Genomic DNA, 13,622 nt, shown 5'->3' on the forward strand with positions numbered 1-13,622 from the left:
ACGCCACACGCCGATAATTTGGGGTTAGGGATAAAGACGTATGGGAAGACAACGGCAATGGCCTGGCATGGTGCGCATGGCTTGTGCACTACCGTTATTGGCGGCTTCGGTGTCGGTATGGGGGCTGGAAGCCAACATCAGCGGTGTCGATCAGCAAGTGCGTAACAATATCGATGCCTATCTGGAAAACATCGACGCCGAACAGTACACCGATGTGCGCTTGGAAGGTGAAATTCGCCAGCGCACTCAGGAAGCCATGCGGGTATATGGCTATTACCAGCCCGAGGTGCGTGTCTCTCTCGAAGAGACTCCGATTGCCGTTCGTATCGAGCCTGGGCCACGGGTGACGATAGACGTACTCGAGATCAACGTCACTGGCGATGCGGCGGATGACCCCCCCTTCCAGGAAGCGCTAGACGACTTTCCGCTCAAAGTGGGAGACCCTTTGCGTCACGCACCCTGGGACCGACTGCGCAACCAGTTTTCCGGGCTGGCCATCGAGCGCGGCTATTTCGACTGGGGGTTTTCGGACCGCCGTATGGAAGTACGTCCCTACCTGGAAAGTGCCAGACTCTACATGGGGTTCGATAGCGGGCCTCGCTACCAGTTCGGCAATACGCTGATTACCGGTAGTCACATCGACCCTGAACGCCTGCGACAGATGCAGACATTCGACGAAGGCGACCCTTACCTGGCGGAGTCCCTGGCCCTCTACAACCAGCGCCTGGCCGAAACCGGCTGGTTCAGCTCGGTGTCGGTGCGACCACGCCTTGAAACCGCTCGGGAACTGATCATTGCGCCGCCAACGGGAGGCTCCCCCTGGTGGAGCGAAGCCGTGGCCTCACAGCCTGTTCGGCCGCGTATCAGCGGTGCGGCACTGGCCAGCGCGCTGAGTCTTCATAGCCGCGACGATACGCGCCTTCCTGTTGATGTCAACGTGCAACCCGCCGACCGCCATCAGTACGAGGTGGGGATAGGGTTTGCCACCGATGTAGGCCCCAGGCTGCGTTTTGGCTGGCGTCAGCCGTGGATCAATTCGTTGGGCCACAGTCTGGAACACAATCTCTACCTCTCAGCGCCGGAACAGCGCTTCACCGGGGTGTATAACATTCCGCTAGAAGACCCGATCCGCGATAACTATCGCCTCCAGTACGGCGTGCGCAATATCGATGACAGCGATACCCGCTCACTGCAGGGTACGGTCGAGGTAGCGCGTCGCTGGGAGTTCGAGAACCGCTGGGTGCAAACGCTTTACTTCAGAACCACCTATGAGGACTTTACCCAAGGGGGTCAGGCCGACCAGGTATGGCTTTTCTATCCCGGCATTCAATGGTCGCGCACACGGACTCGCCCCCAGCGCTTTCCCCTCTGGGGGGATCGCCAGCAGCTGTCACTAGAATACTCCGACAGTGCCTGGGGCTCCGATGCCGACTTTGCCCGTCTTACGGGAGACACCGAATGGATTCGTATGCTGGGCAGCGACAACCGCTTCGTGGCTCGCCTGAGCATCGGGGCTATCGAAACCGATGACTTCGACAAGCTGCCCCCATCACTGCGCTTTTTTGCCGGTGGGGATCGCAGTGTACGCGGGTACTCCTACGAAAGCCTCTCTCCGCGTAACGAGCAGGGTCGTTTGCGCGGTGGCCAGCAAATGCTGACCTCCACGCTGGAGTATCAGCGCCGCGTGACGGGCGACTGGTGGGGCGCTGCCTTCGTCGACAGCGGTGATGCATTCGATAACTGGGGCCCCGAAGATCTGAAGACCGGGGCGGGGGTAGGTGTGCGTTGGGTATCGCCGGTGGGCCCAATACGCTTCGACGTGGCGCACCCGTTCGACAACGACGATGACTACCGCGTGCACTTTTCGATCGGACCAGAATTCTAGGAGAGCTCTTTGGCCAAGGTTGATGTAACGACACCCCCAAACCGCGAGATGCTCTCTAGTCGGCGTCGCCTATGGCTGACGCTGTGGAGTCTGCTGCGTTTGATGATTCTGTTGCCCCTTTGGGTGCTGGGCCTGGCCGCCCTGTTGCTGGGCGTGGCGCTGTCCCCCTGGGGCACGGCACAGCTGTTCTCACAAGGTGAACAGCGCGGCTGGTTCAGCTATGAACAGCAGGAAGGGGCGCTGCTGGAGAGCTTTCGGCTTCAGGGCTTTCACTTGGCCATGGGCGGCACGCAGGTGACCCTGGATGAGGTGGAGCTTGCCTGGGCCGACGATTGTCTGCTGTCAGGTAGGCTGTGCCTGGAAAGATTGCACCTCTCGGGCGCCGATATCCGCTTGGCTGCCAGCGATGCACCTGAAGAGCCCGACAGCGAATCCACGCCCCTTTCGCGCATTCACCTGCCATTCCCTATCGAGCTGCGTGATATCGATATCAGCGACGTTCAGCTGCACCTGGCCGATGGCACCCATGTGGCCTGGGAGCGCTTTTCTACCTCCCTCTCTGGCGCACAGCAGCAGCTCATCATCGAGCCGACGCGCCTTGAACGCCTTGCCGTTCATCTGCCGCTTTCACCGGGTGGGCAGCTCACAGAGGATATCGACACGCCGCTCACCGCCGTCGGTATCGATAGTGCCATCCAAGTGAATCAGCCCCACGATGAGGAGCCAATAGCGGGTTCCCCGGCACCGCGTGAACGACTGTCGCTGCCAGCCATCGAGCTACCCATCGATGTGGCGATCACGTCGCTGTTGGTCACCGATGTCAGCGTGACAGGTGCGTTCACCTATGACGTGGAGCGAGTACTGCTGGCCGGACATGCTGAGCGTGACAACGTGGTGCTTTCTACGCTTGAGGTGGATACCCAGGATGCCACGGCGCGGTTGATGGCGGATGTGACGCTGGCAGACGATTACCCGTTGGAAGCCGAGCTGCACAGCGTGCTTCTGCTGCCGGAACTCTTCCCGGCCTTGAGCGGAGAAACGCTGATGCTTCGGCTTTCTGGCTCGCTGGCGGACCTGTCGGCGGAGCTGGATGTGTCGGGGCAGATCAACGCGACCCTGGCTGCCGACGTCGATGTCCTGGCGCCTGATATGCCCTTCACCGCGCGGCTGCAGAGCGAACGCGTCGAGTGGCCGCTGGAAAGCATGGAGCGTGATCCCGACACCACCTACGTGGCACAAGATGTGGATTTGACCGTCAACGGTAGCCTGGACGCCTACGCCGTGCGGCTGTTGGTCGACGCGCAGGCGCCTCAGGTACCGGATACGTCGATAGACCTGACCGGCGATGGTGACATGACCTCCTTCCGCTGGGCGCCCCTCAACCTGCGTATCGAAGAGAGCCGCTTGACCAGCGAAGGGCAAGTGAACTGGGCCGAGGCGCTGCGCATCGATGCCAGTGTGCAATTGAGCAGTGTCGACCCCTCGCTATTCGTCGACCAGTTGGAAGGCAACCTGAATGGGCGCCTGACTGCCAACGTTCAGCAGCAGGGAGAGCGTTGGGACATTGCGCTCCCTGAGCTGGCCATCGACGGTGAGTTGCAAGAGTATCCTCTGACGCTGGAGGCCGCGCTGGAGGCCAACAGCGATTTGGAAGTCGCTATCGAACGACTGCTGTTCACGCAGGGGAACAACCGCCTGACGGCTTCCGGCCAGGTGAGTGAACAAGCCATGTCGCTGCAGGCGGATATCGCGCTCACCGAACTGCAAACGCTGCACCCGGAGCTGGCCGGTCGCCTCAGCGGCGACCTCCGCGCTACCGGGAGCTTTAGTGCCCCCGAGTTGGTCGCACGCTTGACCGGCAATCAACTGAGGTTTGCCGAAAACCGTATTGAAACCCTTGGCCTGGCGGCCAATGTTCAGGGGGTCGATGATCCGGTTCTGCGTGTCGAACTCGATGCCCAAAGTGTCAATGCCGGTGGGCAGGCGCTATCCAGCCTGGCCGTCAATCTGAGCGGGCGCTTGTCTCAACACACTCTGAGCGTCGATGTCGACGGTGCGCCAGGCAATGTGCTCAGCGCTGCCTCGTTGGCTTTGGATGGCCGCTTCAATCAGGCTACGGAGCAGTATCAAGCCCGGCTGATGCCGCTGGAGCTGGACAGCGAGGCGGGTAGTATTCGCCTCGAAGCGCCGCTGGATATCGGCTACAACCTGGCCAATGGCCAGGCGAGACTGTCGCCATTCTGCTTGCGGCGACTGGAAGGCGGCCTGGTCTGTTCGGATGAGCCCATCACGGCATCGGCAGAGCAGGGGCAAGCCAGCCTGCGAGTCAGCGAAGTCCCCATGGAGATGCTCGAACCTTTCTTGTCCGAAGAGTGGAGCTTCGAAGGTGCCACGACCGCTGAGCTGGCGGCCAACTGGCGTCAGGGAGGCGCGCGCTGGCAAGCCAATGTGCAAGTACTCAGTGAGCTGGCGATCACCGCCATCAACGATTACGGCCAGCCGGTGGCCCTGCCGGTGTTGAGCCTGGATACCCAAATCGAGGCCAATCAATCACAGGCCGATGCCAACCTGCTGCTCTCGCTGTCCGAAGCCGGAGAAATAACCCTCGATCTCTCCGTCAACGACCCCTTGGGTCAAGGAGCCTTGGCAGGCGAACTGCGTGCCAACAATGTCTCCCTGGAACCCTATCGTCCGATGATGCTGGGCATGGACCGCCTCGAGGGGGCGTTGAACGGCAGCGTCCAAATTGGTGGTAGCACACAGCAGCCCGACCTGCAGGGGCAGCTCGCCTTGCGTGGCCTGCGAGTACATGGCCCGGACATCCCGGTGGATGTTCAGGACGGTGAATTCGGCATCATCTTCGATGGTGAGCAGGGGGATATCGACGGCTTCGTAGCCGCCGAAAGAGGCCGGATGAACATCAGCGGCGAAGCTTATTGGCCAGCCAGCGATGCCTGGCGGATCGGGATAGATCTCAATGCCACTCAGGAGCCCCTGCTGGTGGTACTGCCCCAGTTCGGCCGCCTGGAAGCCGCACCAGACATTCGTGTACGCATTACTCCAGAGCGTTTGCAGGTCAGGGGCAATGTCGACCTGCCCTGGGCGCGGCTGGAAATAGGCGATTTGCCCTCGTCGGCCACTTCACCCAGCCCTGATGAGATCATCATTACCGAGCGTGATGATCGAGAAGCCGAACAGGCGCGCCAGCGCGCCATCGCAGCGGGCGAAGACCCCAGCGCTGCCGAGGAACTGGCGGCCACGGGAATGGCCATCGATGTCCTGATTACCTTGACCCTGGGTCGCGACATGCAGATTTCCGCCTACGGCCTCGAGTCTGGTTTAGGGGGTAGCCTGGAAATACGCCAGGAGAGCGGGGTACTGCAGCTGTTTGGCGACGTAAACCTGGTGGATGGCCGCTTCCAGGCCTTTGGGCAGGACTTGCTGATTCGGCGTGGCCAACTGCTCTTTAGCGGTCCGCCCGGCTTGCCCGTGCTGGATTTCGAAGCGATTCGTAATCCGGACATTACCGAAGACGAAGTCATTGCCGGGCTGCGGGTCTCGGGCAACGCCGAAGAGCCGAACGTCATGATCTTTTCCGAACCCTCCATGGACGAGACCCGCGCGCTTTCGTATCTGTTACGTGGTCGTGCCCCTGACGCTTCGGGTGGCGGTATCGATAGTGCTTTGACCACGGCACTGATCGGCATGTCATTGGGTCGGACCGGTGGGGCTGTCGGATCTCTGGGACAAGCCTTCGGGATCGATGACCTGACGCTGGATACCACGGGGGCTGGCGATGAAAGCCAAGTGGCGGTGAGTGGCCAGCTGACCGATGACCTGCGCATCAGCTACGGGGTAGGCATTTTCTCACCCATCGCTGAGCTGACGCTGCGCTACACCCTGTGGCGGAACTTGTACCTCCAGGCGGTGTCTGGTGCGAATCAAGCGGTTGACCTGATTTACACCTTTACCCGCTCGGGCGATCCTTACGTCTATCCGCAGCAATAGGAGAACATCGATGTCGTTTTTTACATCTCGCCAGACGGCACCCGAAGGCCGCAGCACGTCTATCGAGACCAGTGAGGTGCATACCGTGACGGGGGCGTCGCTACATCCGCCATTTCCGGCTGGCTGCGAGGAAATCGTGCTGGGGATGGGCTGCTTCTGGGGCGTGGAGCGCCTTTTCTGGCGTCAGCCCGGTGTGGTCGTCACAGCTGCCGGTTATGCGGGCGGTACCACTCCCAACCCTACTTATCAGGAGACCTGTACCGGGCTTACCGGGCACACGGAAGTCGTGCGGGTCGTTTATGATCCGAGTGTGATTGGTCTGGAAAAGCTGCTGCAGATTTTCTGGGAAGAGCACGACCCTACTCAGGGAGACCGTCAGGGCAACGATATCGGCAGCCAGTACCGTTCAGCGATCTTCACCACCACCGAGCAGCAGTTGGCGCGTGCCCAGCAGAGTGCAGCCGCGTTTCAACAGGCGCTGGAAGCGGCGGGCAAAGGGCGTATCACCACCGAAATCAAACCGCTGGATACGTTCTACTATGCCGAGGCTTATCACCAGCAGTACCTCGATAAAAATCCCGGCGGCTACTGCGGGTTGAAGGGTACGGGTGTGACCTGTGCCATTGGCTAGCCCACGATATCCGTTTGAACAGGAAACTAACGATGCGGCAGCGTAGACGCAATGATGTATGGCACAGCAGCCTGGCAGGGTGCGTACTTTTGATGATGGGCTCCATGGCTCAAGCCAGCCCGTCGGATATGCCGACCTCGGCAGAGGGCACGCCTTTTGCCAGCGAACGAGACGCCGTCATTTGGCGTCAGGATGAGCTTAAGGATCTGGAGCGGCTATTGCGCCAGCTGCGTTTCGACCTGGTCAATAATCGGGATGCTCGTGGTGCCGAGCCGCGGCTGGAAGCGCTGCAGCAAAAGGCCACTCAAGCACATTTTTTGCCTGCCTTCATCGAAGGCACCCATGGGCGTGGTTCCGATGCTCGGCCGGAAATATGGCAGGAGTGGGAAGACTTCTCGGCGGGTTTCGTTGACCTGGAAGAAAAAGTAGCCGACCTGGTGGAGGCCGCACAGCAGGAGGATTACCGTGCCGCTACGCGGGCCTTTTCGGACGTGAGTCTCAGCTGCCGGAGCTGCCACCGCGCTTATCGCTACAACTAGCGCGATGGCCTATGCTCAATCGCCCGGCTGAACGCGGTCGATACGGTAGAGGGTCTCGACCTGTTCGAGCCCACTGATGGTGCAATCGAGGTCCTTCACTCGGCCATCGTCCAGGCCATATACCCAACCATGCACCGAGATCTTCTGGCCACGCTGCCAGGCGCGCTGGAGGATCTTGGTGCGACACAGGCTGTTCACTTGCGCCTGTACGTTGAGTTCACACATTCGATCGATTTGCGCGTCGAGAGGCAGGGCTTCCAGCGTTTGGCGGTGCTGGTTGTACTGCTCACGCACCGAGTGCAGCCAGTAGTCCACGACGCCGCACTCGCCTCCGGTGACGGCGGCCTTGATGCCCCCGCAGCCGTAGTGGCCAACGATCATGATATGACTGACCTTGAGGACGTCGACGGCATACTGCACCACCGACAGGGCGTTCATGTCGGTATGGTGCAGCAGATTCGCGACGTTGCGGTGAACGAACACTTCGCCAGGCGGCAACGCGATGATCTGATTGGCCGGTACGCGGCTATCGGAGCAGCCAATCCACAAGTAGTCTGGCTTTTGTTGGCTCGAGAGGCGCTTGAAATAATCAGGGTCTTCCTGACACATCCGCTCGGCCCAGGCGCGGTTGTTTTCCAGCAGCGTGGCAATTTTATCGGACAATTGAGTCTCCCAGGAGCACGAGTTCCATCGTAGAAGCAGCATGCCAATGCTGCCGAGGGCGTACAGAGTAACGAGTTTTATGCGTCTCGTCAGTTCCAGATCAACCGGGGGCTGCCTATCAAGTGCGGCAGCTTCAAGCAAGGAGTAGAAGCAACCATGTCAGAAACGATGTCAGACACCGGGTCAGCCAACACGGCGCATGATTACGATTTACTGGTGATTGGGGCGGGGTCGGGAGGCGTGCGTGCCGCGCGTATGGCTGCGGCGACTGGCGCTCGGGTAGCGGTGGCTGAGGATCGTTACCTGGGTGGCACCTGCGTCAATGTAGGCTGTGTGCCCAAGAAGCTATACTCCTACGCTGCGCATTTTCACGACAGCTTTGACGATGCGGCAGGTTTTGGCTGGCAAATGAGTGTGCCGCCGACCTTTGACTGGACTACCTTGCGCGACAACAAGACCAGCGAGATCAAGCGCCTCAATGGCATTTACCAGCGTATGCTGGAAGGTGCGGGCGTCACGCTGCTCAATGGCCGTGCACGGTTGGTAGGGCCGCATCAGGTTGTGTTGACCCAAGAGGGTCAGGAAACCACTTACAGTGCCGAGAAGATCCTGCTGGCGACGGGTGGCTGGCCATGGGTGCCCGAGTTCCCGGGCAGCGAACTGGCGCTCACCTCCAATCAGGTATTTGATCTCGAACGCTTCCCTGAGCGTTTCCTGGTGCTGGGGGGCGGCTATATCGCGGTGGAGTTTGCCAGCATCTTCAATGGACTGGGGAGCGACACCCACCTCATTTATCGCGGTGAGATGTTCCTGAAAGGGTTCGATCAGGAAGTTCGGGAGTTCACCCGCGCGGAAATGGCCAAGAAAGGCGTCAATCTTCATTTCGGTGTCAACATCGTTCGTATCGATGCGCTGGAGTGTGGCGCGCTCCGAGTGGAGCTGACCAACGGTGACGTATTGGAAGTCGATGCCGTGTTGGCAGCGACGGGTCGGAAAGCCAATACGGCAGGACTAGGGCTCGAGGCGCTGCAGATCGAGCTGGATGCGGACGGCAAGGTGCCGGTAGACGCTCGATTCCAGACCCGCGTGCCCTCCGTTCTGGCGCTGGGGGATTTGACCGCGGGCCCAGAACTGACGCCTGTCGCGCTGGCAGAAGCCATGCAGCTGGTCGACATCCACTTTCATCAGCGGGCTCCACGACCACTGGATTACCACACGATCCCGACCGCCGTGTTCTGTCATCCCAATATCGGCACGGTAGGGCTCTCCGAAGAAGCCGCCAGAGAGCAGTTCGACGGCATTCGGGTCTATCGCACCGACTTCAAGCCCATGAAGCACACGCTCTCGGGGAGCGATGAGCGTGTATTGATGAAGCTGATCGTCGACGATGCCACTGATGTCGTGGTGGGGGCCCATATGGTAGGCGAAGAGGCGGGGGAACTGATCCAGGGCATTGCCATTGCCGTGCGCGCAGGGCTGACCAAGGAAGACTTCGATCGTACCGTGGGCATTCACCCCACGGCGGCAGAAGAGTTCGTCACGCTAAGGACTCCCTCACGCTACTGAGCGTCGGCTTGGCCAGAGGCATTAGTGTCAAACAGAGAGGCGAGCGGAAGCTTGCCTCTTTTTTTGTCTCGCGCATACGCGTGGGTGTTCTAGACTCAGTGAATCATGGTCGTGCAGTGGATCCCAGCGCGCCGGGCAGGCGTTTTGATAATCCTGAATTATGGAAAAGCCACGGATAAATAATATGATTTTTGAATTGCTCATAATCAGCTGTTATAATGAAACTCAAATTCGCTACAGCGAAGCATAACCATGAGTACGCCTATCAAGCCTTTTACGCCCTCTGCGGAACTCGCCAGACCCACCGTGGCCGATGCCGTCGTGGGCCATGCCGAAGCGCCGCTGTTCATTCGCAAGCCCAACGCCGACGACGGTTGGGGCATTTACGAGCTGGTCAAGGCGTGTCCACCGCTAGACGTCAACTCCGCGTATGCCTACCTGCTGTTGGCAACCCAGTTTCGCGATACCTGCGCAGTGGCCACTAGCGAAGAGGGCGAAATCGTTGGCTTCGTCTCAGGTTATGTGAAAGACAATGCCCCTGATACCTACTTCCTATGGCAAGTCGCCGTAGGTGAGAAAGCCCGTGGTACAGGGCTTGCACGGCGGCTGGTAGAGGCGATCATGTCGCGTCCTGAACTGGATGACGTGCATCACCTCGAAACCACCATTACGCCAGACAACCAGGCATCCTGGGGGCTGTTTCGCCGCCTGGCTGCCCGCTGGCAGGCCCCGCTGAATAGCCGAGAATACTTTTCGACCGAACAGCTCGGTGGAGAGCACGATCCGGAAAACCTGGTAAGAATCGGCCCGTTTCAAACTGGCAGTCTCTGACAGCTTTCAAGGTTAACGGTTTTCCCACTTGTGTTGCCCCGGCTGCCACTTTTTGCCGATCAGGCCAACCAGACCCGACTGATAAGGAGGTCGCTTATGCAGACCCAGACGCTCGAACGCATGGAATCCAATGTTCGTACCTATTCACGTTCTTTTCCTGTCGTCTTCAAAAAGGCCCAGAACGCACGCCTGACCGATGAGAATGGGCGTGAGTACATCGATTTTCTTGCCGGTGCCGGCACGCTTAACTACGGCCACAACAACCCCGATCTGAAGCAGGCGATGATCGACTATCTGGCCACGGATGGTGTCGTACATGGCCTGGACATGTGGACCAGCGCCAAGCGTGACTATCTTGAAACGCTGGAAAACGTAATCCTCAAACCACGGGGTCTGGATTACAAGGTGCATCTGCCTGGGCCTACCGGCACCAACGCAGTGGAAGCGGCCATTCGCCTGGCCCGTGTTGCTAAAGGTCGCCATAACATTGTGACCTTCACCAACGGCTTCCACGGTGTCACCATGGGCGCACTGGCCACCACCGGTAATCGCAAGTTCCGCGAAGCCACCGGTGGCATTCCCACTCAGGGTGCCAGCTTCCTGCCGTTCGATGGCTACATGGGCGAGCACGCCGATACGCTGGATTACTTCGAGAAGCTGCTCAACGACAAGTCGGGTGGTCTCGATGTTCCGGCCGGCGTCATCGTCGAGACCGTGCAGGGGGAGGGCGGTATCAACGTGGCGGGCCTGGAGTGGCTCAAGCGCCTGGAACAGATTTGCCGTGCCCACGACATTCTTCTCATCGTGGACGACATTCAGGCAGGCTGTGGCCGTACCGGCAAATTCTTCAGCTTCGAGCATGCAGGCATCACGCCAGACATCGTGACCAACTCCAAGTCGCTGTCAGGTTTTGGCTTGCCGTTCGCCCACGTATTGATGCGCCCGGAGCTCGACAAGTGGAAGCCAGGCCAATACAACGGTACGTTCCGTGGTTTCAATCTCGCCATGGTGACTGCCACGGCGGCGCTGAAAAAATACTGGTCCAACGATACCTTCGAACGCGACGTTCAGCGTAAAGCACGTATCGTCGAAGAACGTTTCAAGGCCTTGGCAGCGCTGCTCAGCGAGAACGGCATGCCTGCTACAGAGCGCGGTCGTGGCCTGATGCGTGGTATCGATGTGGTCTCGGGTGAGATTGCCGACAAGATCACCAGCACGGCTTTCGAGGAGGGTCTGATCATCGAAACCAGTGGCCAGGATGGCGAAGTGGTCAAATGTCTGTGCCCGCTGACCATTCCAGATGCCGACCTGCTCGAAGCGCTGGATATTCTGGAAGCGTCGGTCAAGAAAGTCATCAACGCTTAATGGAACGGCAGCCGCCTTGGCTGCCACGTTATGGAGTACGCCCATGATCGTTCGTAATATCGAAGAAGCTCGCAAGACCGACCGTCTCGTCACGGCCGAAAACGGCAACTGGGATAGCACGCGCCTGGTATTGGCCAATGACGGCGGCAATTTCTCGTTCCATATCACGCGCATCTTTGAAGGGACCGAGACTCATATTCACTACAAGCACCACTACGAATCCGTCTACTGCATCGAAGGCGAAGGCGAAGTGGAAACCCTGGCAGATGGCAAGATCTGGCCCATCAAGCCAGGTGACATCTACATCCTCGACCAGCACGATGAGCACTTGCTGCGTGCCCACAAGACCATGCACTTGGCCTGTGTGTTCACGCCGCCGATTACCGGCAACGAAGTGCACCGTGAAGATGGATCCTACGCACCCGCTGACGACTGATCGTCGGACGTAGGTGTTTGCGGCCTGGCCTGGTGCCAGGCCGCTTTGCGTCAGTCGTCGGTTGGCGCCACTTGCTCGAAAACCAGGGTAATTTCACCCAAAGTAAGGCCAAACTTGCGCATGGAGGTACGGTTGATCAAGCGACCGTCCGGCTGCAGATACATCCAGTCATCCATGGTGAAGCGAATGGAACGGCCGCTAACCTCGATCTCCAGTGGGTAGCGCATGTGGAAGACATGCCCATATTGACGAGCTTCGACCTGGCCTTCGACGTCATTGGCGGTACCGATCCAGCGGTGCTCATCGATACGGGTGAACTGCCAGATTCGGCGGTCGGTTTCGCCGTCGTCGAACACGAAAGCTTCATCTAGCGTCAGGGTATTACCTTCGTAAGTGCCTTCGATATCTACCGTGAAGCGGCGCTGCACCTCACCGCTGTAATCCTGCACCATGCCCCAGGCGCGTGTTTGTCCGGTGAAGTAGTCGGCAATGTCCAGTCCAGGCGTCGTGCCAGCGTAGTCTTCGACCTTTACACTGGAGCATCCGGACATCAGCAGGGTGCTGGTGACCAGGATGATAAGGAGCATGGGCCATCGGTAAAGACGTTTCATTGTGGGTTACCTGTATGGTCTTGGTTTTTGGTATGACTCTTGTAAAAGAATTTAGCATGGCGAACGAGTTCTGCCTATGAACGTTCATCCACGTCTTTTCAGGCCACACGGGTTCGCATAATATATATTATGTTAAATAGGATGCCACAAACACCTTGCGAGCCCATTAAAAGCCACCGTGACGTTGGACAAGCAGATACCCTTCTCCTTATCATTCGTGCTCTTATTGTTTAAGGATATCCCTCGTTATGCGCTCAGGTGTTTTATGGCTAATGGCCGGTTTGTCGATGTCGCTTGCAGGCTGTGCAGTGACACAGCCCGAATCGAATGAGCCCCCGCCACTAAGCGAGGCGTCGTTCAACACGCGTATCCTTGAACTCGAATCCAGCTTGCAGCAACAGTGTCAGGCTTCTTCGGCGCTCAATGAACAGCAGCTTGCCCAGCAGCGCACGCTGACCGCCGACGTGCGCGAAGTGGGAAGCCTCCTGCGCCTGCTGCGTGACGATGTCGCCAATCTCGAAGCACGTGGTGAGGAGCCCGTGATCATTCGTGAAGAGTGTCCGACAGAAGCCATCGAAGACGGCAAGACGCTGCTTGGGCGCAGCGAATGGGTCGGCTTTCCCGGCATCGGTACGTACCTCAAGGCCCGAGTGGATTCTGGCGCCAATACTTCCTCGCTGTCCGCCTCGGACATTACGCGCTTTGAGCGTGACGGTGAAAACTGGGTGCGCTTCAAGCTGGCACTCAATGAAGACGATGTGGTCGTAGATCGCGTTCGGGACGAGTGGATCGAGGCGCCCATCCAGCGTCGTGTCAGAATCGTGCAAGCTTCTGGCGAAGAGTCGCGTCCGGTGATCTCGCTGCTGATGACTCTGGGGCCGATCCGCGAGAACGTCGAGTTCACCCTGAACGACCGTACCCATCTGGATTTTCCGGTGCTGCTGGGTCGCCGCTTCATGATGGACATTGCCACTATCGACGTGGCGGAAACCTACCTTCATGAACGCCCCGAATTTCCAGGCGGTGAACCTTCTGAGCAGGCGGCTGATGATGAAGCGGCCGATCAAGACGATACCGAAGAGTAATA

At 59.0% G+C, this 13,622-nt stretch carries 11 protein-coding genes; 9 read left to right on the forward strand and 2 right to left on the reverse strand.

Annotation, left to right across the window (positions count from 1 at the left end; all coding sequences use genetic code 11):
• Nucleotides 1-40 precede the first annotated feature (40 nt).
• The 4 genes from tamA to LG409_RS08820 are packed head-to-tail and all read left to right on the forward strand — an operon-like array spanning nucleotide 41 to nucleotide 7,063.
• Nucleotides 41-1,885: an autotransporter assembly complex protein TamA gene (tamA, locus tag LG409_RS08805; RefSeq protein ID WP_446719093.1), complete on the forward strand. Its 1,845-nt coding sequence runs from the start codon at nucleotides 41-43 to the stop codon at nucleotides 1,883-1,885.
• Nucleotides 1,886-1,894: 9 nt separating this feature from the next.
• A complete protein-coding gene (tamB, locus tag LG409_RS08810) occupies nucleotides 1,895-5,893 on the forward strand; it encodes an autotransporter assembly complex protein TamB (protein WP_446719094.1) in 3,999 nt (1,332 codons plus the stop codon).
• A 10-nt stretch (nucleotides 5,894-5,903) separates the two neighbouring features.
• The gene (gene msrA, locus LG409_RS08815; protein ID WP_227408035.1) at nucleotides 5,904-6,524 is read left to right on the forward strand and encodes a peptide-methionine (S)-S-oxide reductase MsrA; all 621 of its coding nucleotides are present in this window, start codon (nucleotides 5,904-5,906) and stop codon (nucleotides 6,522-6,524) included.
• 32 nt (nucleotides 6,525-6,556) lie between these two features.
• Nucleotides 6,557-7,063, forward strand: coding sequence for a c-type cytochrome (locus tag LG409_RS08820; protein ID WP_227408036.1), 507 nt, complete (start codon nucleotides 6,557-6,559; stop codon nucleotides 7,061-7,063).
• Nucleotides 7,064-7,078: 15 nt separating this feature from the next.
• On the opposite strand, the gene can is transcribed toward LG409_RS08820, so the two are convergent.
• The gene (gene can, locus LG409_RS08825) at nucleotides 7,079-7,726 is read right to left on the reverse strand and encodes a carbonate dehydratase (RefSeq protein ID WP_100730668.1); all 648 of its coding nucleotides are present in this window, start codon (nucleotides 7,724-7,726) and stop codon (nucleotides 7,079-7,081) included.
• A 156-nt stretch (nucleotides 7,727-7,882) separates the two neighbouring features.
• On the opposite strand from can, the gene gorA reads away from it, so the two are divergent.
• The 4 genes from gorA to LG409_RS08845 all read left to right on the forward strand — a co-directional run bounded on the left by gorA (nucleotide 7,883) and on the right by LG409_RS08845 (nucleotide 11,924).
• Entirely contained in the window at nucleotides 7,883-9,292 is a 1,410-nt protein-coding gene (gene gorA, locus LG409_RS08830; protein WP_100730669.1) for a glutathione-disulfide reductase, read from the forward strand.
• Nucleotides 9,293-9,544: 252 nt separating this feature from the next.
• Entirely contained in the window at nucleotides 9,545-10,123 is a 579-nt protein-coding gene (ectA, locus tag LG409_RS08835; RefSeq protein ID WP_100730670.1) for a diaminobutyrate acetyltransferase, read from the forward strand.
• A 96-nt stretch (nucleotides 10,124-10,219) separates the two neighbouring features.
• Nucleotides 10,220-11,488, forward strand: coding sequence for a diaminobutyrate--2-oxoglutarate transaminase (ectB, locus tag LG409_RS08840; RefSeq protein WP_081193193.1), 1,269 nt, complete (start codon nucleotides 10,220-10,222; stop codon nucleotides 11,486-11,488).
• Between the two features lie 43 nt (nucleotides 11,489-11,531).
• The gene (locus tag LG409_RS08845; RefSeq protein WP_016913836.1) at nucleotides 11,532-11,924 is read left to right on the forward strand and encodes an ectoine synthase; all 393 of its coding nucleotides are present in this window, start codon (nucleotides 11,532-11,534) and stop codon (nucleotides 11,922-11,924) included.
• Nucleotides 11,925-11,974: 50 nt separating this feature from the next.
• Here LG409_RS08845 and LG409_RS08850 read toward each other — a convergent pair whose 3' ends face one another.
• Complete coding sequence (locus tag LG409_RS08850) at nucleotides 11,975-12,511, reverse strand: DUF3833 domain-containing protein (RefSeq protein WP_039177950.1); 537 nt, start codon at nucleotides 12,509-12,511, stop codon at nucleotides 11,975-11,977.
• 272 nt (nucleotides 12,512-12,783) lie between these two features.
• Here LG409_RS08850 and LG409_RS08855 point away from each other — a divergent pair, with 272 nt between their 5' ends.
• A complete protein-coding gene (locus LG409_RS08855) occupies nucleotides 12,784-13,620 on the forward strand; it encodes an ATP-dependent zinc protease family protein (RefSeq protein ID WP_039177948.1) in 837 nt (278 codons plus the stop codon).
• The last annotated feature ends 2 nt before the right edge of the window (nucleotides 13,621-13,622 follow it).

It is taken from the genome of Halomonas sp. NyZ770 (genome assembly GCF_020616575.1).
Lineage (GTDB): Bacteria > Pseudomonadota > Gammaproteobacteria > Pseudomonadales > Halomonadaceae > Vreelandella > Vreelandella hamiltonii.